This is a genomic window from Rhodococcus pseudokoreensis, from assembly GCF_017068395.1.
Lineage (GTDB): Bacteria > Actinomycetota > Actinomycetes > Mycobacteriales > Mycobacteriaceae > Rhodococcus_F > Rhodococcus_F pseudokoreensis.
The window spans coordinates 3709595-3731789 of sequence record NZ_CP070619.1; the positions used below are offsets into that span (position 1 = coordinate 3709595).

19 protein-coding genes, 1 tRNA gene and 1 other RNA gene are annotated in these 22195 nt (G+C 69.2%); 9 read left to right on the forward strand and 12 right to left on the reverse strand.

The window, feature by feature from the left end:
• Positions 1-13: 13 nt before the first annotated feature.
• The 7 genes from JWS13_RS22020 to JWS13_RS22050 all read right to left on the reverse strand — a co-directional run bounded on the left by JWS13_RS22020 (position 14) and on the right by JWS13_RS22050 (position 10479).
• Entirely contained in the window at positions 14-1063 is a 1050-nt protein-coding gene (locus tag JWS13_RS22020; RefSeq protein ID WP_206007467.1) for a type IV toxin-antitoxin system AbiEi family antitoxin domain-containing protein, read from the reverse strand.
• A gap of 153 nt (positions 1064-1216) precedes the next feature.
• Entirely contained in the window at positions 1217-3358 is a 2142-nt protein-coding gene (locus JWS13_RS22025; RefSeq protein WP_206007468.1) for a 3-hydroxyacyl-CoA dehydrogenase NAD-binding domain-containing protein, read from the reverse strand.
• Between the two features lie 29 nt (positions 3359-3387).
• A complete protein-coding gene (locus JWS13_RS22030; protein ID WP_012691313.1) occupies positions 3388-4602 on the reverse strand; it encodes an acetyl-CoA C-acetyltransferase in 1215 nt (404 codons plus the stop codon).
• Positions 4603-4789: 187 nt separating this feature from the next.
• Entirely contained in the window at positions 4790-5464 is a 675-nt protein-coding gene (locus JWS13_RS22035) for a response regulator (RefSeq protein WP_206007469.1), read from the reverse strand.
• Positions 5461-7404: a sensor histidine kinase gene (locus JWS13_RS22040; RefSeq protein WP_206007470.1), complete on the reverse strand. Its 1944-nt coding sequence runs from the start codon at positions 7402-7404 to the stop codon at positions 5461-5463. The genes JWS13_RS22035 and JWS13_RS22040 overlap by 4 nt, the downstream gene beginning before the upstream one ends.
• Positions 7405-7448: 44 nt before the next feature.
• The gene (locus tag JWS13_RS22045) at positions 7449-8147 is read right to left on the reverse strand and encodes a hypothetical protein (RefSeq protein ID WP_206007471.1); all 699 of its coding nucleotides are present in this window, start codon (positions 8145-8147) and stop codon (positions 7449-7451) included.
• Between the two features lie 85 nt (positions 8148-8232).
• On the reverse strand, positions 8233-10479 hold the full coding sequence (locus JWS13_RS22050) for a DNA polymerase III subunit gamma and tau (RefSeq protein WP_206007472.1): 2247 nt from the start codon (positions 10477-10479) through the stop codon (positions 8233-8235).
• Between the two features lie 210 nt (positions 10480-10689).
• Here JWS13_RS22050 and JWS13_RS22055 point away from each other — a divergent pair, with 210 nt between their 5' ends.
• Positions 10690-12036, forward strand: a complete 1347-nt coding sequence (locus tag JWS13_RS22055) for an ammonium transporter (RefSeq protein WP_124390213.1) — start codon at positions 10690-10692, stop codon at positions 12034-12036.
• Positions 12037-12072: 36 nt separating this feature from the next.
• On the opposite strand, the gene JWS13_RS22060 is transcribed toward JWS13_RS22055, so the two are convergent.
• Both JWS13_RS22060 and fes read right to left on the reverse strand, forming a co-directional pair.
• The gene (locus JWS13_RS22060) at positions 12073-12666 is read right to left on the reverse strand and encodes an HhH-GPD-type base excision DNA repair protein (protein ID WP_087561518.1); all 594 of its coding nucleotides are present in this window, start codon (positions 12664-12666) and stop codon (positions 12073-12075) included.
• A 78-nt stretch (positions 12667-12744) separates the two neighbouring features.
• Positions 12745-13977, reverse strand: a complete 1233-nt coding sequence (gene fes / locus JWS13_RS22065) for an enterochelin esterase (protein WP_206007473.1) — start codon at positions 13975-13977, stop codon at positions 12745-12747.
• Between the two features lie 73 nt (positions 13978-14050).
• Here fes and fepB point away from each other — a divergent pair, with 73 nt between their 5' ends.
• A complete protein-coding gene (gene fepB, locus JWS13_RS22070; RefSeq protein WP_206007474.1) occupies positions 14051-15061 on the forward strand; it encodes a Fe2+-enterobactin ABC transporter substrate-binding protein in 1011 nt (336 codons plus the stop codon).
• 87 nt (positions 15062-15148) lie between these two features.
• On the forward strand, positions 15149-15982 hold the full coding sequence (locus tag JWS13_RS22075; protein ID WP_206007475.1) for a DUF1206 domain-containing protein: 834 nt from the start codon (positions 15149-15151) through the stop codon (positions 15980-15982).
• A 51-nt stretch (positions 15983-16033) separates the two neighbouring features.
• Here the strand turns inward: JWS13_RS22075 and JWS13_RS22080 are convergent, their stop codons facing one another.
• Positions 16034-17332: an aspartate aminotransferase type Ic gene (locus tag JWS13_RS22080; RefSeq protein ID WP_206007476.1), complete on the reverse strand. Its 1299-nt coding sequence runs from the start codon at positions 17330-17332 to the stop codon at positions 16034-16036.
• Positions 17333-17375: 43 nt separating this feature from the next.
• Positions 17376-17470, reverse strand: an RNA gene (ffs, locus tag JWS13_RS22085) — signal recognition particle sRNA small type.
• A 124-nt stretch (positions 17471-17594) separates the two neighbouring features.
• Here ffs and JWS13_RS22090 point away from each other — a divergent pair.
• The 4 genes from JWS13_RS22090 to JWS13_RS22105 all read left to right on the forward strand — a co-directional run bounded on the left by JWS13_RS22090 (position 17595) and on the right by JWS13_RS22105 (position 20173).
• Positions 17595-18089 carry a DUF3558 family protein gene (locus tag JWS13_RS22090; protein WP_206007477.1) on the forward strand — a complete coding sequence of 165 codons (495 nt, stop codon included), beginning with the start codon at positions 17595-17597 and terminating at the stop codon, positions 18087-18089.
• Between the two features lie 59 nt (positions 18090-18148).
• A tRNA-Ser gene (locus tag JWS13_RS22095) sits at positions 18149-18236 on the forward strand.
• Between the two features lie 209 nt (positions 18237-18445).
• Positions 18446-19405, forward strand: coding sequence for an alpha/beta hydrolase (locus tag JWS13_RS22100; protein WP_206007478.1), 960 nt, complete (start codon positions 18446-18448; stop codon positions 19403-19405).
• A gap of 84 nt (positions 19406-19489) precedes the next feature.
• Complete coding sequence (locus JWS13_RS22105) at positions 19490-20173, forward strand: YoaK family protein (RefSeq protein ID WP_206007479.1); 684 nt, start codon at positions 19490-19492, stop codon at positions 20171-20173.
• On the opposite strand, the gene JWS13_RS22110 is transcribed toward JWS13_RS22105, so the two are convergent.
• Complete coding sequence (locus JWS13_RS22110) at positions 20148-20663, reverse strand: COG4315 family predicted lipoprotein (RefSeq protein WP_206007480.1); 516 nt, start codon at positions 20661-20663, stop codon at positions 20148-20150. The genes JWS13_RS22105 and JWS13_RS22110 overlap by 26 nt on opposite strands.
• A gap of 155 nt (positions 20664-20818) precedes the next feature.
• On the opposite strand from JWS13_RS22110, the gene JWS13_RS22115 reads away from it, so the two are divergent.
• Both JWS13_RS22115 and JWS13_RS22120 read left to right on the forward strand, forming a co-directional pair.
• Positions 20819-21628 carry a helix-turn-helix domain-containing protein gene (locus tag JWS13_RS22115; RefSeq protein WP_206007481.1) on the forward strand — a complete coding sequence of 270 codons (810 nt, stop codon included), beginning with the start codon at positions 20819-20821 and terminating at the stop codon, positions 21626-21628.
• A complete protein-coding gene (locus JWS13_RS22120; RefSeq protein ID WP_206007482.1) occupies positions 21625-22185 on the forward strand; it encodes a TIGR03086 family metal-binding protein in 561 nt (186 codons plus the stop codon). Before JWS13_RS22115 ends, JWS13_RS22120 begins: the two co-directional genes overlap by 4 nt.
• Positions 22186-22195 lie beyond the last annotated feature (10 nt).

The window sequence follows — 22195 nt, forward strand, 5'->3', positions numbered from 1 at the left end:
CGCCCGTGAGTGGTTAAGGAGTCTGTGCACTCCTTGACCACTCACAGGCCCGGCAGGGGATTTCGCCGGGCCTGCTCCACCCCTCCCGCACCAGCACGGTCTCCACTTCACGGGCCACGGCGCACGGATTCTTCGTCACCTCGTCGAACCCGTAGACGAGACGCGGCCGCCCCTGCAGTTCGGCCGCGTTGTCGCGGCGGCGGTCCCGGAATGCCACCTCCGCCATGGCGTGCGCGCGGCGACCGTCGAGTCGCACGATGAGCGGTACGCCGTGGTCGGAGTAGTCGCAGTCCTCGAAGAGGGTGCGGCCGTCCACGACCACTGGTGACTGCCGCCGCGCCCGTGGAAGCCCGTGCGCGTCCTCGACGTCGGTGGCGTAGCGGTATTCGAGCACCGACTGCACTCCGTCGGCGAGCAGTCGGACCGCGTCCAGGAGCGTCCTGCGATATCGGCGCGGCCGCCGCTCCTCCATGCGTCGTCGAATGTCGCGCACAGGGATCCGGGCATTGGTCACGAGGGCGATCAGACGCGTGAAGGCGTCCCGCGCCGTCGGTTCGGCGATCGCCACATCCAACGCGGTGTCCGCCCTCGACGTCCGAGGCTGGTCCGTGTCGACGGCAATGTATTCGTGCGCCCTCGACCGGTGCACGACGACACCGGGATGCAAAACCGTACCTTCCCGGTGGCACAGACTGGTCAACGCGAGACCCGCACCGACGACGGTCGGCGGCTGCGTGACAGCCGATCTCCCGTAGGGAACGGTGATGTGCACGGGGCATGCCGGATCGGCACGAATCATGCCCCATTCCTCGGCAGCAGTGTGGTGGCTGAGGACGGCCGCTCCGCCTCCGAACAGCAGTGCGGCCTCCAGCGCCATTTCACGACTGATCGGTCCGCTGCTCACCGCATAGACCCCGTGCAGCACTGCTTGCCACAGTCCGGATTCGACACGGTGCCGGACCCTGCTGCGGGGAAAACCGAGGGCACGGAGTTGGGTGTGGGTGATGAGGCCGAACTGAGCGTCGACGACGTCTTTCAGAGCGGCGAATTGCGTAGAGGTCATACCGGCACGGTCACCGAGACCCCCGACCGGTCCCGGTGTCGTACCTGGGAAAAGTAATTGCCCTGTGGATAGCCGACAGGTTGGGGATAACTCCACCCGTGCGTGGTTAGCGAGTCCAGAGACTCCTTAACCACGCACGGGCGGCGGAGCCGCCTACGCCTTCAGCGACGCCGGCGGGGTGAAGCGCTCGCCGTACTTGGCGGCGAGTTCTTCGGCGCGCTTGACGAAGCCGGCCTGGCCGCCTTCGTAGCCCTGGATGTACTGCGACACACCGCCGGTCCAGGCGGGGAAGCCGATGCCCATGATGGAGCCGATGTTGGCGTCGGCGGTGGTGAGGAGCACGCCCTCGTCGAAGCATTTTTGCGTTTCGATGGCCTCGATGAACAGCATGCGCTCGATGAGGTCCTGGAACGGGACTTCGAGTTCCTTGGAACCGAAGTTCTCCCGCAGCCCGGACCACAGGCCGGTGCGCTTGCCGTCGGCGTAGTCGTAGAAGCCGGCGCCGCCGAGTTTGCCCTTGCGGTCGAACTTGTCGACCATCGTGTTGATGACGTCGCCTGCCGGGTCGGCGGGCAGGTCCTTGCCTTCGGCCTTCGCGGCTTCCGCGGTTTCCTTGCGGATCTTCTGCATCAGCGTCAGGTTCAGCTCGTCGGACAGCTGCAGCGGTGCCGCCGGGTAGCCGGCCTGCATGCCTGCCTGTTCGATGGTGGCGGGCTCGATGCCCTCCGCCAGCATGGCGATGGCCTCGTTGATGAACGTGCCGATGACGCGGGAGGTGAAGAAGCCGCGCGAATCGTTGACGACGATCGGCGTCTTGCGGATGGCCTGCACGTAGTCGAAGACGCGGGCGAGGGCCTCGTCGGACGTCTTCTCGCCGCGGATGATCTCGACGAGCGGCATCTTGTCGACGGGCGAGAAGAAGTGGATTCCGATGAAGTCCTCTTGGCGCTTCACGCCGGTCGCGAGGCCGGTGATCGGCAGCGTCGACGTGTTCGAGCCGAGCAGCGCCTTCGGGTCGACGATGTCCTCGATCTCCTGGAACACTTTGTGCTTGAGGTCCTGCGACTCGAACACGGCCTCGATGACGAAGTCGACACCGGCGAAGTCGGCGGGGTCGGCGGACGGCGTGATGCGGTCGAGGAGCGTCTTCGACTTCTCCTCGGTGGTCTTGCCCCGCGACAGCGCCTTGGCCTCGATGCCCTCGGAGTACGCCTTGCCCTTGTTGGCGGCCTCGATGGTGACGTCCTTGAGGACGACGTCGAAGCCGGCTTTCGCGGACACGTAGGCGATTCCGGCGCCCATCATTCCGGCGCCGAGCACACCGACCTTGGTGATCGGGGTCTTCTCGATGCCCTCGGGGCGGGACGCGCCGGAGTTGATGGCCTGCAGGTCGAAGAAGAACGCCTGGATCATGTTCTTCGCGACCTGACCGGTGACCAGCGACGTGAAGTAGCGGGCCTCGATGAGGAGCGCGTTGTCGATGTCGACCTGCGATCCCTCGACGGCGGCGGCCATGATGGCGCGCGGTGCCGGCATGGGTGCGCCCTTGAGTTGCTTGCGCAGGTTCGCGGGGAACGCGGGCAGGTTCGCGGCGAACGCCGGGGTGGACGGGGTGCCGCCGGGGATCCGGTAGCCCTTCTTGTCCCACGGCTGGACGCCGCCCTCGGGGTTGGCCTTGATCCACGCCTTCGCGGCGGGCACCAGTTCGTCGACGGACGGCACGACCTCGTCGACGAGTCCGACCTCCTTGGCCTGCACCGGTCCACGCTGCTGGCCCTGGAGCAGCACCTGCATGAGCGCGTTCTGCAGACCGAGCATGCGGACGGTGCGCACGACGCCACCGCCGCCGGGCAGCAGACCGAGGGTGACCTCAGGCAGGCCGATCTTGACGCCCTTCACATCCGCGGCGACGCGGTGATGCGTGGCCAGGGCGATCTCGAGTCCGCCGCCGAGTGCGGCGCCGTTGATGGCGGCGACGACGGGCTTGCCGAGGGTCTCGAGGCGGCGCAGGTCCGACTTGATCGCGACGCTGTGGCTGTAGATCTCGTCGGCGTTCTCCGGTCCGACCTTGATCATGTTCTTCAGGTCGCCGCCGGCGAAGAACGTCTTCTTGCCGGACGTGATGACGACACCGGTGATGGAGTCCTTCTCGTCGACGAGGCGGTCGACGGTCGCCTTCATCGAGGAGATGTAGGCGTCGTTCATGGTGTTCGCGCCCTGGTTGGGATCGTCGATGGTGAGCACGACGATGCCGTCGGCGTCCTGCTCCCAGTTGATGATGTTCTGCTCGCTCACTGCTTCAAGTCTCCTGATGGTCCGGGCGGTCAGACGCGCTCGATGATGGTGGCGACGCCCATACCGCCGCCGATGCACAGGGTGATGAGGGCGTACCGGGCGTTGCGGCGCTCGAGCTCGTCGATCATGGTGCCGGTGATCATGGCGCCGGTGGCTCCGAGCGGGTGCCCCATGGCGATGGCACCGCCGTTGACGTTGAGCTTCTCGTCGGGGATGTTCAGGTCCTTCTGGAACTTGAGCACCACGGACGCGAACGCCTCGTTGATCTCGAACAGGTCGATGTCGTCGACGGTCAGACCGGCGGCGGCGAGCACCTTCTTCGAGGCGGGGGTCGGGCCGGTGAGCATGATCGTGGAGTCGGCACCGCTGGTGGCCGTCGCGACGACGCGGGCGCGCGGGGTCAGGCTCATGTCCTTGCCGGCCTGCTCGGATCCGACGAGGACCAGTGCGGCGCCGTCGACGATGCCGGAGCTGTTGCCGCCGTGGTGGACGTGGTTGATCTTCTCGACCCAGTGGTACTTCTGCAGCGACACCGCGTCGAAGCCGCCCATCTCGCCGACGCCGGCGAAGGACGGGTTGAGGCCGGCGAGGTTCTCGAGGGTGGTGCCGGGACGCATGTGCTCGTCCTGGTCGAGGACGACGAGGCCGTTGATGTCCTTGACCGGGACGACGGACTTGGCGAAGTAGCCGCCGGTCCACGCCTTCGCGGCGAGGTCCTGCGAGCGGACGGCGTACGCGTCGACGTCCTCGCGGGAGAAGCCCTCGATGGTGGCGATCAGGTCGGCGCCCACACCCTGGGGGACGAAGTAGTTGTCGTAGTTGGTGGCCGGGTCGAGCGCCCACGGTCCGCCGTCGGAGCCCATCGGCACGCGGGACATCGATTCGACGCCACCGGCGATGACCAGTTCGTCCCAGCCGGACCGCACCTTCTGCGCGGCGGTGTTGACGGCCTCGAGGCCGGACGCGCAGAACCGGTTCAGCTGGACGCCGCCGACGGTGTCGGGCAGTCCGGCGTCGTTGACCGCGACGCGGGCGATGTCCATGCCCTGGTCGCCGACGGGGGTGACGACGCCGAGGACCAGGTCCGAGATGCGATCCTCGTCCAGGTCGGGGAAGCGGGCGCGGAGCTCGTCGATCAGGCCGGTGACCAGCGAGATCGGCTTGACCGAGTGCAGCGAACCGGTCTTCTTTCCGCGGCCGCGCGGGGTCCGGATGGCTTCATAAATGAATGCCTCTGTGGTCACTGTGGAGTGTTCCTTCCTTATCTGCGTCGACGCCGACCGTGCACACGGCGCTCTGCACGGGGCATACCCCGGCACATTTACCTTAGAACGTGTTCCAAAACAGTAGGAAGGACCGAAGCGATCCTGGATCGTGACCCAGGCGATCACGACCGGGCGACCTGGACTGCCGCGCGGTGAGGCCGGCGCCTCAGGTGTCGAGGCCGAGCCCCGCGTCCCGTGCCCGCACGATGGCGGCGGGACGGTCGGGCACACCCAGCTTGGTGAGCACGTTCGACACGTGGTTGCGCACGGTCTTCGGGCTCAGCACGAGTCTGCGCGAGATGCTCGCGTTGTCGTAGCCGCGGGCGACGAGGTCGAGCACCTCCCGTTCGCGGTCGGTGAGTTCCGGAAACACGGTGGGCTCCATCCGGCGGGAGGCGGCCATGAAGCTCATCGCGCGGGCCGCGACCGCGGCGCCGAGGATCACCTCCCCGTTGGCGACTGCCCGGACCGCCCGTTCGACCTCCCCCGGATCGGCGCCCTTCACCAGGTAGCCGCGCGCCCCGGCACGCACCGACGCGACCAGCGATTCGTCGTCCTCGTGCATGGTGACCACGAGCACCCGCAGTGCGGGGTGCCGCTCGACGAGCCGCCGGGTGGCGTCCACCCCCGAGCCGTCGCCGAGTTCGAGATCCATCAGCACCACGTCGACGTCCCCGTCCACGACGTCGAGCGCCTCGGCGACGGAACTGGCCTGCGCGGCCACCTCCATGCCGTCCAGCGTCGACAGCAGCGCGACCATGCCCAGCCGGAACACCGGGTGGTCGTCGACGACGGCGACCCGGATGGACGAGGTGGTGGAGTTCGTCGTGCCCGCGCTCATGATGCGGTCAACGGTAACCGGGCGGTGACCACCGTGCCTGTCGGACGGCCGGATTCGATGTGCAGCGTGCCGCCGAGTTCGTGGGCCCGCTCGCGCATCGACCGGGTGCCGACACCGCCTCCGCCGGCCGGATCGAACCCGCAGCCGTCGTCGTGGATGACGACCGTCAGCACCTCCGGGGCGAACGTGGCGTCGACCCGGCAGCCGTCGGCGCCGCTGTGCCTGCGCGCGTTGGTGACGGCCTCGACGACGATCCCGTACGCCGCGGCGCTGATCTCCGCGCCCAGCCTCGGTGGCGGATCGGCCTGCACCCGCAGCTGGAACCCGCTGCGCGACTGGGTGGCCGCCAGTTCGTGCAGCGCCGGGACCAGTCCGAGTTCGTCGAGCACCGGCGGGAACATGCTGCGCGACAACTGCCGGACGCCCTCCACCTGATGGTCGAGTTGCTCTTGCAGAGCGTCGATGAGTTCGGCGGCGGCGGCCGGATCCGAGCCGAGCAGGTTCCGCGCGCCCTGCAGACCCAGCCGGATGCCCGCGAGCGACGGACCCAGCCCGTCGTGCAGTTCGCGGCGAATCATCTGCCGCTCCTCCAGTCGCACGGACGACAGCCGGCGCCGCGCCTCCTGCAGGTTCTCCGCCGACTGCAGCACGACGAGACCGGCCGTCACGACCGCCGACAGTTCGGTGAGCGACCGGCGGGTGCGCGCCCCCAGCGACTCCCCCGCCGGCGCCGTCACGACCATCGTCCCCAGCACCGCATCGCGGTGCACCAACTCCACCGACTCGGCAGGTCCCGTCGCCGAACCCCACACCGCGGCAACCCCGCCGGCGCGCCGCACGGACACGGATTCGAGCCGCAACGCGACGCCAACACCGGCGGCGAGACCCTCGAGGAGTTGTTCCGGGGTCTCGGCGCTGCCGAACTGCCTGCCGAGGGTGCGGACGGCCCTCGCCGGATCCTCGCCCTCGCCGTACACCAGGCGGTGCACCCGCCGCTGCAGCCACAACCGCACCGGTTGCACGGCGACGGCGACGACACCCGCCGCGACCACCTGCGCCCCCACCGAATCGCCGTCGGGCAGCAGCGCCGTCAGCGCCGTGGCCACCACGACGTACAGCACCAGCAGCGCGACGGTGAGGGTGCCCGCCACCGTCGCGCGGCTGACGACCAGGTTCAGCCCCCACATGCGCTGACGCAGGATGCACACCAGGATCGCGACCGGGTAGAAGGCCTGAACAGCCAAGTGCACCAACGGGTTGAGCACCCACAGTCCCGGCAGCGACGCGGGCAGCGCCAGCGGAATGTACGCGGCCGTCATCAGCGCCGTGCCGAGGCACATCCAGCCGAGACCGACGCGCTCGCCGGGTGGGCCGTGCCGCCACCGCCACCCGCAGTCCGCGGCCGCCGCGGCGCCGACGACGAGAACGGGCACGATCACCCAGACCGCGGGGATCTCCGTGAACGTGCGGGACCAGAAGTACCAGGCCGTCGCGGCGACACCCGCGAGGACGCCGAGTTTCGCGCCGACGCCGAGCGGATGGTCGCGGATCAGCCACGGCACGATCAGGAACAGGCTGAGCGTCCCGGGAATCCATGCCGTGTTCTGCAACGGCGACAGCACGTCGACCCACGGCAGCCCCGGACGCACGGCGGCGAGTTGCGAACAGCTGTAGCCGAGCGCGGCGAGACCCACGCCGATCGCGGTGAGCCCCATGATGATCGGCACCGGATGCACCCTGCGGGCGAGGACGACACCGGCAACGGTCCCGTAGACCGCCGCCCCGACGACGTCCACCAGGAAGAACAGCTGATTCGAGTCGATGCCCGGATCGGCCCGGACGAACGCCACCACCGATAGGACGACCAGAACCCACGCGGACACCGCCATGACGGCAGCGGGTACGGGCGCACCGCCCGCACCCGCCGACCCCTCGGTCATCGGAGTGTCCTTCTGCTTCGCCATGGTGCGAACGAGTATCTCCCCTACTCGCGCACCGTGTCGGCGAAAGCGAAACCGATCGCGCTCACCAGCACCCACAGCGGCCCGGTGAACCCGGCGAGGTACTGCAGCGGTGAGACTCCGATGACGGCGGTCACCAGCCCCAGGACCAGGCTGACCCAGCCGATCCAGCGTGGGCCAGCGTGCCCGCGGAGCAGTGCGGCGGCCACCGCCAGCGCGCTGACGCCCGCACCCGCCCACAGCCACGGAATCGTGCCCATCCAGTGGCCGCCGACCACCGCGAACGCCGGCACCAGCCGGCTCGTGTCACCGAGGCCGAACACCAACTCGGTGGTCAGCCCGGTCCCCAGCAGACACGCCGCCGACGTCAGGACCAGCCCGAACGCCGCGACCGACGGCAGGATGCTGTCGGCCGGCAACGCTGCCCGCAGGCGCTGGGACAGCCCGGCGGCGAAGACGAGGATCAGCAGCGCCGCGGTCATGATCGACACGTGCATCACCAGGATTCCGGTGCGCTGTCCCGCGAGACCGTTCATGATGGCGACCGCGTCGCCGGCCGACGCCTCCACGTACACCGCGTCGACCGACATGCTCGCCTGGATGCCGACGATTCCGGCCACGCCGGCGAGGACCCCGACGTACGCCCACCACCGGCCGCTTCGCGGTCGCGCGGTCGCCGGGACCTCGTTCTGCACGCCGTCTGGAACATTCACTGTGCTCATGAGACGACGATCGGGCACCCGGCGTCCCGGGCACCAGGGGCGGATGTCCCGATGTGGCGGGACCGCCGTGCGCTCAACCCTCGGTTCAGCCCTCGAGCTTCTTGGCCCCGAGCATGTCCTTGAGCAGTTCGAACGCCACGTCTTCCGGGTCTCGGCGAGTCGCGGGGTCGGCGGGTTCCGCCGCCTCCTTGAACATCTCTTCCTCGTCCTCGGGTGTGGAGACGGGCGGCGTCGACGCTGAAGCCTCGTAGTCGATCGGCCCCGGATCGTCCGGGTAGTCGGGTGCCTCCGGCGGCGGAATGTCGTCGTCCGGTTCGGACGACGGACGTGCCTGCGCCGCACCCGAACCCGCATCGGTGCGCTGGCCGTCGGACTGCTGCTGCGGCGGGCGCTGCGCAGCCCGCTCCTGGCTGGGCCGGGAGAACCGGGGTGCACCCGCCGGCTTCGTCGGCGCCGCAGCGGCCTTCGCGACCGGTGGGGGCGGCGCCGTCGGAGCACCAGCTTGATACTCCACTTCCCAGGTGCCGCCGAACATCTCGGACAGCACCTCGGTGATCACCTGGGCGTTGTGCGGCGACGCGATCCGGGCACCCAGGTTGGGGACCGGGTGCGCCAGGATCAGGCGGTTGCCCTGCACGTCGTGCACCGTGGCGGCCGACAACATCGCGGGAAGGATTTTGTTCCGCTGACTCACCTTCTCGCGCAGCGAATTCCAGGCCTCCCGCAGGGTCGCAACATCCGGACCCGCCGACGCTGCGGGTGCCGCCTCCACCTCGGGCGCGAGCGGTGGCTCCGGTTCGGGTTCCGGCGCGGGTGCAGGCGCCGGCTCGGGTTCCGGCGTCGGCTCGGGCACAGGAGTGGGCGCGGGCTCCGGTTCGGGCACGGGCTGCGGCGTCGGCTCGGGTGCCGGCGTCGGCTCCGGAACGGGTGTCGGTTCGGGCTGCGGCGTCGGCTCCGGTTCGGGAACGGGGGCAGGCGCGGGCTCCGGAACGGGCCGCGGCATCGGTTCGGGTTCCGGCTCGGGCGGCGGGGGCACGGTGGCCGCCGCGGCCTGGCGCATCGACGGTCGCTGGAACTTCGGCTCCGGTTCCGGCTCGGCGGGCGGTTGCGGCGCGCGCTCCGGTGCCGCGGCGGGCCGCTCGGCTGCGGCTGCGGCGGCGACCGGTGCGGAGCCTGCGGGCGGAAGTCCGCGCTCGACGCGTTCGAGCCGCTGCAGCACGGCCGACTCCGCATCGGACGCCGACGGCAGCAGCATCCGGGCGCACATCACTTCGAGCAGCAGTCGGGGGGCGGTGGCGCCGCGCATCTCGCCGAGACCGGCGTGGATCACCTCGGCGTACCGGGTTAGCGTGGCGGGACCGATCCGCTGGACCTGGGCGCGCATGTTCTCGAGCACGTCGCCGGGAGCGTCGACGAGGCCACGTTCGGCGGCGTCGGGGACCGCCTGCATCAGGATCAGGTCGCGCAGGCGCTCGAGCAGGTCGACGGCGAAGCGGCGCGGATCGTGCCCGGCGTCCATGACGCGGTCGACCGTCCCGAACAGCGCGGCGCCGTCGCCGGTGGCCAGCGCGTCGACGGCGTCGTCGATCAGCGCGACGTCGGTGACGCCGAGCAGCGCGAGCGCGCGCGGGTAGGTGACGCCCTCGTCGCCGGCGCCGGCGAGGAGCTGGTCGAGGATGCTCAGCGAGTCACGCGGGGACCCACCGCCGGCGCGGATGACCAGCGGATACACCGGGTCGGCGACCGGCACGCTCTCCTGCAGGCAGATCTTCTCCAGCAGCCCGCGCATCGTCGTCGGCGCGAGCAACCGGAACGGATAGTGATGGGTGCGCGAACGGATGGTCGGCAGCACCTTCTCGGGTTCGGTGGTCGCGAAGATGAAGATGAGGTGCTCCGGCGGCTCCTCCACGATCTTGAGGAGGGCGTTGAAACCCGCCGTGGTGACCATGTGGGCCTCGTCCACGATGAACACCCGGTACCGCGACTCGGCGGGCGCGTAGAACGCGCGGTCGCGCAGCTCACGGGTGTCGTCGACGCCACCGTGGCTGGCCGCGTCGAGTTCGGTGACGTCGAGGTTGCCCGACCCGCCGGGGCCGAGCGCCACGCACGAGGGGCACTGGCCGCACGGCGTCGAGGTCGGGCCCTCCACGCAGTTCAGCGATCGGGCCAGGATGCGGGCAGACGACGTCTTGCCACAGCCGCGGGGACCGGAGAACAGATACGCGTGGTTGATCCGTCCGGCGTCGAGAGCGGTGCTCAGTGGTTCGGTGACGTGCTCCTGCCCCACCACCTCGGCGAAGGATGCGGGTCGGTACTTCCGGTACAGGGCCACGCGGAAAGACTACCGGCGGGCCCCGACAGTCCGGTCCGGGTGGTCGAAGCGCCTGCTCGGCACCCCGCTCGGGTGCTACTCACAGGTAGAAATCCGGACCTGACCGGATTGCGTAACACGTTCGCAACGCGTCGGCATCACAGTTGAAACGGCCCGCGGCCATCGTGAATTTCCGCACCGGGTTTCGTCCGGGTGTGTGAGGAGAATGTCGTGCCTGCAATCGACGCCGGAGCAACCGCCTGGCTTCTGATCAGTACCGCGCTGGTCCTGCTGATGACCCCGGGGCTCGCCCTGTTCTACGGCGGGATGGTCCGCTCCACCGGCGTACTGAACATGATCATGATGAGCTTCGTGTCGATCGCGCTCGTCACGGTCGCCTGGCTGGTGGCCGGGTACTCCCTCATCTTCGGCGACGACATCGGCGGCGGACTGATCGGCGGGCTCGAGCACGTGGGGATGGCGGGCATCGACCCGACCACCGTCCACGGGCAGGTCCCCGAGATCCTGTTCGCCACGTTCCAGCTGACGTTCGCGATCATCACCGCCGCGCTGATCAGCGGTGCGATCGCCGACCGGGCCAAGTTCTCGGCCTGGATGATCTTCGTGCCCGTGTGGGCACTCGTCGTCTACGCACCCGTCGCGCACTGGGTGTGGAACCCGCAGGGCTGGATCGCGCAGTTCGGCGCCCTCGACTACGCGGGCGGACTGGTCGTCGAGATCGTGTCCGGCGCGTCGGGCCTGGCGTTGGCCCTGGTCCTCGGACCGCGGCTCGGATTCAAGTCCGAGTCGATGCGCCCCCACAACCTTCCGCTGGTGCTGCTCGGTGTCGGCCTGCTCTGGTTCGGCTGGTTCGGTTTCAACGCGGGCTCCGCGCTCGCCGCCGACGGCACCGCCGCCGCGATCTTCCTGAACACGCTCGTCGCCGGGTGCACCGGCCTGCTCGGCTGGCTCCTCGTCGAACAGAAGCGCGACGGCCACCCCACGACGTTCGGTGCGGCGTCCGGCGTCGTCGCCGGGCTGGTCGCGATCACCCCGTCCTGCGGCACCGTGAGCATGGTCGGCGCGGTGATCGTCGGCGCGGTCGCCGGTGTGGTCTGCTCGTTCGCCGTCGGCTGGAAGTTCCGCCTCGGATACGACGACTCGCTCGACGTCGTCGGTGTCCACCTGATGGGCGGCATCGTCGGCACGATCCTGATCGGACTGCTCGCCACCGAGGTGATGACGGGCGGAGCCGAAGGCCTCCTGTACGGGGGCGGGTTCGCGCAACTCGGCAAGCAGGTGCTGGCCGTGGTCGTCGTCGCCCTGTACGCGTTCGGCGTGACGTTCGGGCTGGGCAAGCTGATCGACCGGATCTTCGGGTTCCGGGTGAGCGCCGAGGACGAGTCCTCCGGCATCGACCTCGCATTGCACGCCGAGTCTGCGTACGAGCACGGTGTGCTCGGGCACGGACCGATCGGCGGCGGCCAGGGCAACAGCGTATTCCCGTGGATGCACGAGGCGGAACGCAGGCGGCAACTCGACGCGGAACGGAAGCAGGAACCGGACGACACGGAGTAGCGGCGGCTACTTCTCGACGACACCGAGTAGCGGCGGCTACTTCTTCTTCGCTGCCGCCGCCTTCTTCGCGTCGGCCTTCGCGGCCTTCTTGAACTCGCGGACCTCGTGGAGACTCTTGTCGTCGACGACGTCCGCAATCGAACGCCGGGACCCCTCGGTGCCGTAGTCGCCTGCCGCCTCGCGCCAGCCCTTCGGCTCCACACCGATCTGCTTGCCGAGCAGCGCCAGGAAGATGCGGGCCTTCTGGTCGCCGTACCCCGGCAGCGCCTTCAACCGCTTCAACACTTCTTTGCCGTCGGGGTCACCGCTCGTCCACAGCGCCTCGACGCTGCCGTCGTAGTTCTCGACGAGGAACGCGCACAACGACTGGATGCGGGTGGCCATCGATCCGGGGAACCGGTGGACCGCGGGGGTCTGTGAGCAGACGGCCGCGAACTCTTCCGGATCCATCTCCGCGATGCGGTGCACCTCGAGGCCGCCGATCCGGTCGTCGAGTTTCTTGGGGCCTGCGAACGCCGTCTCCATCGGAACCTGCTGATCGAGCAGCATCCCGATAAGCAACGCCAGCGGGTCACTCGCGAGGAGTGCGTCGGCGTCCGGATCCCCTACCAGGTTCAGCGTGCGTGCCATGCTTCGATCCTGCCATCCCACGATGGGGCGGGTGCGCCCTTCACGGCGACGCGCGGTTTATTCACAGAGTTATCCACATCACTGCATTACCGGTGCGTAACCCAGCATAGAGGCCACGCCGGCGATCAGTCCGTCGCGCCAGTGCAGCGCGTCGTGACCACCGCAGAACTCGCGGTAGCGCACGTCGTGGCCGGTGCCGGCCAGCAGGTCGCGGACTTCACGGTTGGGTTCGAAGAGCATCCATTCGAGGGTCCCGACCTCGATGCCGAACCGGCTGCGCGACGGGGCGGCGGCGCGGATGCGGTCCTGCAACGCAACCCCCGGCCCGGATCCGGGCCACCAGAACGACCCGGACAGGCTGACGGCGCACCCGAACACGTGCGATGCCGTCAGCGCGAGGTGGCAGGCCGTCAATCCGCCCAGGCTGCAGCCGGCCACGATCGTCGACGCCGGGTCGTCGGTGACGGCCCAATCCCGCCGCAGCCACGGGAGCAGTTCGCCGGTGAGACCAGCGGCGAACGCGGGGCTGCAGCCGAGTTCCTCGGATCGCAGTGCGGGTCCGACGCTGTCGACCATCACGACGAGCGGAACCCGGTGACCGGCAGGTCCGAGTGCGTCGACGGCACCCGCGATCGGCAGGTCGACCGCCCACGTCCGGCCGTCGAGCAGCACTACCACCGGACGAGATCCGGCGGCGAGTCCGGGCGGTTCGTAGACCCACACCGACCGTGGTGTGCCCGACAGCGTGAACGTCGTCTCGTGGAGTTCGCCGCGGCCGGGGCGGTCCGTCCACCAGCGCTGCGCGGGCGCCGCGGGCATCACCGCCTCGGAGCAGTCGCCTGCCTGCACCGCTCGCGTGGGCAGCGGGTTGAACGGGTCGGGCTGTGCGCCGGCCAGTACGTTCCGCCACCACTGCCAGCCCGGGGTGCCGTCGCAGGGAATGGTCAGTGGTTCGGTCCGGGGAATGATTCGGTAGGCGCCACGCCAGTTCTCGGGCACCTCGATCGACAATGACCACAGGTCGGTGCCGGGGAGCCGCGACAGCCCGGCCCGTTCCGGCCGGGAGCGGTCGGTGATTCCGTTGGCGTCCAGGTAGACGTGCCGCGTGCTCGACCCGCGTTCGTCGCCCTCGGGGTCCCGCCAGCAGAACGTCGCGATCACACAGCCGCGGTCGGCCCCGCCGCGTTCGACGATGGGGCTGCCCGCGGCGGCGAGGCGGTCCCAGAACGCGGGGACGGCGCCCTGTGCCAGGTCGTCGATCGCCCGTGTGCGCACGACGCGGCGCTCCGGTCCGGGTACCCGTTTCAGCATCCACTTCCCCATTCGAATGTAGGTAACGCTAGCCTAAATTAGTTTCCTTACCCGTGCGAAAGAGAGTCCCACCGTGAAACTTCGTCGCTCACTGGCAGCCGTCGCTGTCCTCGCCGTCGGGATCGGCGCCGCCGCGTGCTCGTCCGATCCCGCCACCGAGTCCGCGACCACCGGCAACCCCGCAGCATCCGGCCAGGGCTGGCCGCGCACGGTCACCGACGAGACGGGCAGCGTCACGATCGAACACAAGCCTGAGCGGATCGTGTCGACCAGCGTCACCCTCACCGGCTCGCTGCTCGCCCTCGACGCGCCCCTGATCGGCACCGGCGCGCAGCGACCGAGCGACGTGACCGACGAGAACGGCCTGTTCACACAGTGGGCGGACATCGCCGCCGAGCGCGGCGTCGAGACGCTCTACCAGGGCGAGCCCAACGTCGAGAAGATCACCGCCGCCGATCCGGACCTCATCTTCGTGTCCGCCACCGGCGGCGACTCGGCCGTCGATCAAGTGGACACGCTGCGGCAGATCGCGCCCGTCGTCGTGCTGCGGTACGACGACAAGTCCTGGCAGGACCTCAGCGGTCGGATCGCGGCGGCCATCGGGGCCGAGGAGCAGGCCGAGGCCCTCGTCGCGAAGTTCGACCGGCAACTCGACGACGCCAAGTCGGCGCTCGGCGACAAGGTCGCCGCGGCGAACCCGGTGAACGTGCCCGCCTACAACTCGCCCGAGGAGTCGCGGATGTTCACCGCCGAATCGGCCCAGGGCATTCTGCTGGAACGCCTCGGATTCTCGCTCGCCGACCTGCCCGCCGACATCAGCCGAGCAGACAAGGGCGTCATGACCGGCCGCAAGGACGTCGTGCCGGTCGGGCAGGAGAACCTGCCGCGGGCCGTACCCGGCAACACCACGTTCATCGTGATCGGTGACGCGGCGGACGCCGAACGGTTCCTCGCGGATCCGACGTTGCAGCAGACGCCGTCCGTCGAGAAGAAGCAGGTAATCGGGCTCGGCAAGGACAGCTTCCGCCTCGACTACTACAGCGCCTCCAACCTGATCGACCGAGTCACGAACGCTGTGCGATAGCGCCCGGCCCGTGTCGGCGCGGTGGATACCGGGTACCCCTACGGTCAAGGGACTCCGGTCCAAGCGCACGAGCCGTAAGGACACCCGATGGCCCAGCACGAAACGAACAAAGCCGGTGGGATGAGCCGTGCCGTGGACAAGGCAACCGACAGCACCACTTTCGAACGGGTGGCGCGGGCGGGCCACGTGATGAGCGGCTTCGTGCACCTGCTGATCGCGTACATCATCGTTCAGCTGGCGTTCGGGAGCGGTGGCAACGCCGACCAGTCCGGGGCGCTGGGCACGCTGGCCTCCAAACCCGGCGGCCGGTTCGCATTGTGGGTGGCGACGATCGCGTTCATCGCCATGGCGCTGTGGCGGCTCGCCGAAACGGTCCTCGGCCCCCACGCCACCGAGAAGTCCGGCGACAACGACGACACGTCGCTGCTGGACCGCGCGAAGGCCTTCGGCCTGGCAGTCGTCTACTTCGCGTTCGCCTTCTCGTCGTACCAGTTCGCGAGCGGCGGCGGGAAGTCGAGCGGCCAGCAGAACGCCGGAATGAGTGCGCGCCTCATGGAGTCCGGGGCAGGCAAGACCCTCCTCGTGATCGTGGGCCTCGTCGCCGTCGCGATCGGCGGCTACCACATCTACAAGGGGGCGGCGAAGAACTTCCTGGACGACCTGAAGGGCACCCCGTCGAAATTCGTCGAACCGCTCGGGGTCGTCGGCTACGTGGCCAAGGGCCTCGTCATCGCCGGCGCGGGTGTGCTGGTGATCGTCGCGGTCTTCAACTCCGACCCGTCCAAGGCGACTGGCATCGACGGCGCTGTGAAGACCCTCGGCTCGGCACCGTTCGGGCAGTTCCTGCTGGTCCTCGCCGCGCTGGGGATCGCCGCGTACGGGCTGTACAGCTTCGTGATGGCGCGCTACGCCAGGATGTAGAGACACGTCCGGCCGCTCACCTGAAACAGGCGAGCGGCCGGACGTCTACTTCTAGGACTTCGGCAGGCCCAGGCGCGATTCGGTGGCCGCGAGCAGCACGCACGTCGCGACACCGTTCATCGACTTGTCCAGATCGTCCATCGACGGGAAGCTCGGCGCGAGCCGGATGTTCTTGTCCTCCGGGTCGATTCCGTACGGGAACGCCGATCCGGCGGCGGTGAGCGCGATCCCCGCGTCCTTCGCCAGGGCGATGACGCGCTTCGCGGTGCCCTCGACCACGTCCAGGCTGATGAAGTAACCGCCCTTCGGCTCCGTCCACGACGCCACCTTCGACGCCCCGAGACGGTCCTCGAGGATCTTCAGGACGAGCGCGAACTTGGGCGCCAGGATCTCGCGGTGCTTCTCCATGTGGGCGCGGACCCCATCGGCGTCACCGAAGAACCGCAGGTGACGCAGCTGGTTCAGCTTGTCCGGTCCGATGCTCTTCTTGCCGAGGAACTTCTGGTACCAGGCCAGGTTCGCGGCCGAGGAACCGAAGAAGCTGACGCCCGCACCGGCGAACGTGATCTTCGACGTCGACGCGAACACGAGCGGCCGGTTCGGGTGACCCGCCTCCGCGGCCATCCCCAGGATGTCCAGGGACGGCGCCGTCTCGCCGATCACCGGGTGCACCGCGTAGGCGTTGTCCCAGAACAGCCGGAAGTCGGGGGCGGCGGCCGGCATCGACGCCAGCGCCCGCGTGACCTCTTCCGAGTACACCGCGCCCGTGGGGTTGGAGTAGTTGGGAACGGCCCACAGACCCTTGATCTGCGGATCGTTCGCGACGAGGTCGGAGATGACGCCGACGTCGGGGCCGTCCGGGCGCATCGGCACCGGGATCATCTCGATGCCGTAGGTCTCGGTGATGCCGAAGTGCCGGTCGTAGCCGGGGGCCGGGCACAGGAACTTGACCTTCTCCTCCTGCGCCCAGGGGCGCGGGGAGTCGGGCGTGCCGTGCAGCAGGGCGAACACGACGTTGTCGTGCATGATCTCGAGGCTGGCGTTGTTGCCGGCGAGCAAGTTCTCGACGGGGATGCCGAGCAGTTCACCGAAGATCGCCCGTAGTTCCGGCAGACCGGTGAGCCCGCCGTAGTTGCGGGTGTCGGTGCCGTTGCCGTCGCGGAAGTCGCCGTCACCGGGCAGCGTCAGCAGCGCCGCCGACAGATCCAGCTGCTCGGGCGAGGGCTTACCGCGGGTGAGGTCGAGCGTGAGCTTCTCCGTCTTCAGCTGCGCGTAGCTCGCAGTCTGGCGCTCATGCTCCGAAAGTAGTTCCTCATGGCTCATCAACCCGATCTGGGTCTGGTTGGTCATCAGGAGCGGCCTCTCACCGACATCGGGGGTCGGGTATGCGAAAGATAGGGGACCCCGCGCACCCGGCAGAGCCCGTTGACCCTTGCTGCCTTCCGGCCCTGGGGGAGTTCACAGGATGCGCGCCGCGCGGGATCCACCACAGAGTGTAGACGGCCCCGAGCCGCGACCGGGATCCACCCCGGCCCGCGCCCGACGCCGCACGTCAGACCACCGCCAGTGCTACGGTCGCCCCGCATTCGGCCACCGTCGGCAAAGGATCGGGATGAAACTCAGAAGGACAGCACACGTGGCGGCCCTCGCCGTCGCCGTCGCAGCACTCTCGGCGTGCGGCGGGAGCAGCGAAGACGCGGCCACGCCCGACGCGGTCAGCTGGGACGCGGCCGAGCCGTGCTCGCTCGCGGACGATGCGACGCTCGCACCCCTCCTGACGGCAGGCGCCGGCGAGGGCACCGCCACCGACAGTCCGGAACGTCGCGCGTGCACGTGGGGCACACCCGAGTCGCTGAACACCGTGACCGTCACCACCACGAGCGCGCCGGAACCGGTCGACCCGCTGCGCACGATCGACGTCGGCGGACTCGAGGGCCGGGCGCTCGCCGAGAGCAAGTACCAGTGCATCCTCGAGGTCACCACCGACGCGGGTACCCTGTCGATCGAGACGAAATTCGGTCTGGACGCGACCGCGAACCCGGACACGTCCTGCGACCGTTCCGTGCCGCTCGCCGAGCACGCCCTCGGCGAGCTGAAGTGGACGTAGAACCGGCGGCCACCTGGTCGTTTAACGGTGAGCCGTCGTCGTTGGGTATGCTCCTCCACGGAGGATTCGCCTAGTGGCCTATGGCGCTCGCCTGGAACGCGGGTTGGGTTAACGCCCTCAGGGGTTCAAATCCCCTATCCTCCGCCACAGGAACCCCTGTGAACCGCTGAAAAGTGGTTCACAGGGGTTTCTTGCATCTCCGGGCAAACCGGCGGCGCCCCCTCGGACCGCAGCCTGCGGACCCTTCCGCACCGGGAATCCCAGGCCACGACAGGCACAACCCGTTATCTCCCTGTTATCGTCTCCGGTGCAGCGTTCGCTGTGCAGTGTCTGTTACGAGATAGAAGGACATTCGGATGGCGATACGTCGCACCCGCGCGCTGATCGTGGGACTGGTCGCAGTGTTGGCATCGGGCCTCGTGTCCGTACTGGCCGGAACCGGCATCGCGCATGCCGACTCGGCCCTGATCTCGGTGTACTCACCGTCGATGGACAAGGACATTCCCGTCAAGGTGCTCAAGGCTGCCGGCGGCGGTCCCGCGCCGACGCTGTACCTGCTCGACGGCCTGCGCGCGCCGGACGACAACAACGGCTGGCTGATCGAGACCGACGTGGAGAACTTCTTCGCCGGCAAGCACGTCAACGTGGTCATCCCGTTCGGCGGTGGCGGCACCTTCTACTCCGACTGGCTGCGCGACGACCCGAAGCTGGGCCGCGTCAAGTGGGAGACCTTCCTGACCAACGAACTGCCCCCGGTGATGGCTTCGCAGTTCGGCAGCGACGGCGTGAACAACGCGGTCGCGGGCCTGTCGATGAGCGGCACCTCCGCGTTGAACCTCGCCATTCACCGCCCCGACTTCTACAAGGCTGTCGCGTCCTACAGCGGGTACCCGACGGCCAGCTCGCCCGGCTTCGCGCAGGGCATCCAGGTCTCGGTCGCCCAGATGGGCGGCAACGCGCAGAACATGTGGGGCTTCTGGCCCTCGGCAGCCTGGATCCGCAACGATCCGCTGCTCAACGTCGGCGCACTGCGCGGCAAGTCTGTCTACATCTCGTCCGGTGCGGGTTCGGCGGCAGGCGATCCCACGGTCGACCCGGACAGCAAGTCGTTCGACCCGGTGAAGTTCTCGCAGACGGTTCCCCTCGAGACCGCTTCCGGCCTGAGCAGTAGGTCGTTCGTCCCCGCGGCGAAGGCCGCCGGCGCCAACGTGCAGACGCACATCGCCGACGAGGGCCTCCACACGTGGCCCTACTGGCAGGACCGGCTGCACGAATCCTGGGCCAGCACCCTCGCGCCCGCGCTCGGCACGTCCTAGTCGAGGCATTCGCACCGCCTGAACTCCGCCACAGCGGCCCCCGATCTCCGGATCGGGGGCCGCTGTCGTTCACTGCGGTGTTTGATGTGTGATGTGCCGATCGACGACAGCAGGCAGATGCTCGTGCTGGCGGTGGTGCTGTCCGCGCTCGCCGGCTACGTCGACGCGCTCGGATTCATCACGCTCGGCGGGTTCTTCGTCGCGTTCATGAGCGGCAATCTCACCCGGTTCAGTGTCGGGTTCGCGGACGGGGCGTGGGCGCATGCACTGACGGCCGCCGCGGTGATCGGCACGTTCGTCCTCGGCTGCGTCCTGGGCGCCGTGGTCGTGCACCTGTCGGATCGCAGGCGGCTTCCCGTCCGGACGACGGTGCTCGCCGTCGTGTCCGGGCTGCTGATCGCAGGCGCCGTCGCCGCGACCGTCGGGGCGAGCACCGTGGCCGTCGGCGCGATGCTGCTCGCCATGGGCGCCGAGAACTCCTTCTTCCAGAAGGACGGCGAGGTCACCATCGGCCTCACCTACATGACGGGCGCCCTCGTGAAGATGGGCCACCGGCTGGGGGCGGCGCTGTTCGGCGGGCCGCGGTGGGCGTGGCTACGACATTTCGCGCTGTGGGCGGGCCTGGTGGCGGGAGCGGTGACGGGCGCTCTCGCGCACCACTGGATCGGGCTGGACGCCCTGTGGTTCGCCGCCGCGCTGTCGGCGGTGCTGACCGTCACCGTCCACCTGAGGATCGACCGCGTTACTCGCCGCCCGCAGTTGTCGTGACCGGGTTGCCTGCGGAGTCGAGGGTCCACCACACGCTGCCGACGGCCTGCCCGTACGCGTCACCGGGTTCGTTGTCGTCCTTGTACCGGTACACGGGGCGGCCGTTCACGGTGAGCTGATGGGTGCCGTCCGCTGCCGGGATGGTGTCGACGACGACTTCCTGCAATCCCTGCACCGTCGGGTTCTCGGTCACGGAGGTGACCGGCGGCCACGACTGCAGGCACGTGTCCCGGCACGAACTGGCACCGGAGCCGACCTCGTCCTTGTCATACACGTACACCGTCATCCCACCCTCGTCGACCACCACATCGCCGAGCGTCGTCGGTCCCATCTTCAGGACGGGTGTTCCGGGCGCGGCCGGCGGCGACGTCGGCGTCGGGGACACCGGGGCGTTGCCGCCCGTGTCGCCGGAATCGGTGCGGTCGTAGGCGCAACTCGAGAAGGTCAGGCTGACGGCGACGATCGCTGCCAGCGCCCATGTTCGTCTCATGGAGTCCTCGTTCTCTGTGACGGCGAAGTGGCGGGCCTCCGGGGAACCTCTGCGGACCCGTGCATACAGTTCACCTCGAGTTGCGCGCCGGTGCGGGCACTTCGGGCGATGTGACGGGCCCACACGTGTCGGTATCGGTGATTAGGCTCCTGTGCATGGGCTGGTACACGCCGACCTCGCCGTCACCCGACCTCGCCGGCACCCTGGTGTGCGGGTGGTCCGCGCGCACGCAGGGCGAGCATCTGCTGGTGCCGGACGCCTGCATGGACATCCTCTGGATCCGGGGTGCAGGGATCCGGGTGTGCGGTCCCGAGACCACGGCGTGGTCGTTCACCCTGCCGCCGGGCACCGAATCCGTCGGCGTCCGTTTCCGTCCCGGCGCCGCCTCGCATCTGCTGCGGACGTCGGCGGCCGAGGTCCGCAACATCCGGGTCGGCCTCGGCGACGTACTCGGGTCCACCTGGGAACGGACGCTGACCGACCGGCTCGACAACGCGTCCGGCTACGCGGAACGAATCGCCCTGTTCGAGAACGCCGTGCGCGCGTGGCGGAACCGCGGACCGGAGGCCGACCCGCTGATCGGCACCGTGCGGCAGGCCCTGGCCCGGCAGTCGTGGAACGTCGGTGCGCTCGCCGACGCCGCCTCGGTTACGGAACGGCAACTGCAGCGGCGGTGCAACGACGCGTTCGGATACGGTCCCGCGACGCTCCGCGGAATCCTGCGGCTGCAACGGTTCATGGCGCTGGCGCAATCGGGGACGCGGACCGGGCTCGCCGAGTTGGCCGCCACCGCCGGCTACAGCGATCAGGCGCACCTGTCGCGGGAATGCCGGCGGATCTCCTCGCTCACCCCGTCCGACCTGCTCGCCGGCGAGGCGCCCGACTGGCACGGGACGGATTCCGTCGTCGATGTCGGAAATGTTCAAGCCCGCGGGCGCCGGACGGGAGAAGAATCGGCAGCATGACCTCGACAACCGAAACCCCCGCAGCCCATTACCGCGACCTCGCCGCGAAGTTCACGAAGCGCGTCGAATCCGTGCCCGCCGCACGCTGGGACGACGCGTCCCCGTGCGACGGCTGGACGGCCCGCGACGTCGTGCGGCACGTGATCGACACGCAGCGCTACATCGTCACCGTCGTCGATCTGGAACTGCCGGAACCGCCGTCCGTCGACGACGACCCGGTTGCCGCCTGGGCGGCGACGCGCGACGGCATGCAGGAGATCCTCGACGATCCGGCCAAGGCGGGCCTCGAGTACGACGGGCACTTCGGCCGCACCGAACTCGGCAAGACCGTCGACAGCTTCTACTGCTTCGACCTGGTGGTGCACGGCTGGGACCTCGCGCGGGCCACCGGCCTCGACGAGACCATCCCCGCCGACGACCTGGCCTGGGTGGGTGGCGTGGCTGAGCAGCTGGGCGACAACATCCGCACGGCCGGTGTGTGCGGCCCGGCCGTGGACGTCCCCGCGGATTCCGACGAGCAGACCCGGGTCCTGGCCTTCCTCGGCCGCAAGGCCTGACGGCTCTTCC

What these genes read in the sequence shown, in the direction of transcription:
- JWS13_RS22020 (WP_206007467.1), bottom strand. Translation starts at nt 1,063, where the DNA reads ATGACCTCTACGCAATTCGCCGCTCTGAAAGACGTCGTCGACGCTCAG.
- JWS13_RS22035 (WP_206007469.1), bottom strand. Translation starts at nt 5,464, where the DNA reads ATGAGCGCGGGCACGACGAACTCCACCACCTCGTCCATCCGGGTCGCC.
- JWS13_RS22040 (WP_206007470.1), bottom strand. Translation starts at nt 7,404, where the DNA reads ATGACCGAGGGGTCGGCGGGTGCGGGCGGTGCGCCCGTACCCGCTGCC.
- JWS13_RS22045 (WP_206007471.1), bottom strand. Translation starts at nt 8,147, where the DNA reads ATGAGCACAGTGAATGTTCCAGACGGCGTGCAGAACGAGGTCCCGGCG.
- JWS13_RS22060 (WP_087561518.1), bottom strand. Translation starts at nt 12,666, where the DNA reads ATGGCACGCACGCTGAACCTGGTAGGGGATCCGGACGCCGACGCACTC.
- fes (WP_206007473.1), bottom strand. Translation starts at nt 13,977, where the DNA reads ATGCTGAAACGGGTACCCGGACCGGAGCGCCGCGTCGTGCGCACACGG.
- JWS13_RS22075 (WP_206007475.1), top strand. Translation starts at nt 15,149, where the DNA reads ATGGCCCAGCACGAAACGAACAAAGCCGGTGGGATGAGCCGTGCCGTG.
- JWS13_RS22080 (WP_206007476.1), bottom strand. Translation starts at nt 17,332, where the DNA reads ATGACCAACCAGACCCAGATCGGGTTGATGAGCCATGAGGAACTACTT.
- JWS13_RS22090 (WP_206007477.1), top strand. Translation starts at nt 17,595, where the DNA reads ATGAAACTCAGAAGGACAGCACACGTGGCGGCCCTCGCCGTCGCCGTC.
- JWS13_RS22100 (WP_206007478.1), top strand. Translation starts at nt 18,446, where the DNA reads ATGGCGATACGTCGCACCCGCGCGCTGATCGTGGGACTGGTCGCAGTG.
- JWS13_RS22105 (WP_206007479.1), top strand. Translation starts at nt 19,490, where the DNA reads ATGTGTGATGTGCCGATCGACGACAGCAGGCAGATGCTCGTGCTGGCG.
- JWS13_RS22110 (WP_206007480.1), bottom strand. Translation starts at nt 20,663, where the DNA reads ATGAGACGAACATGGGCGCTGGCAGCGATCGTCGCCGTCAGCCTGACC.
- JWS13_RS22115 (WP_206007481.1), top strand. Translation starts at nt 20,819, where the DNA reads ATGGGCTGGTACACGCCGACCTCGCCGTCACCCGACCTCGCCGGCACC.
- JWS13_RS22120 (WP_206007482.1), top strand. Translation starts at nt 21,625, where the DNA reads ATGACCTCGACAACCGAAACCCCCGCAGCCCATTACCGCGACCTCGCC.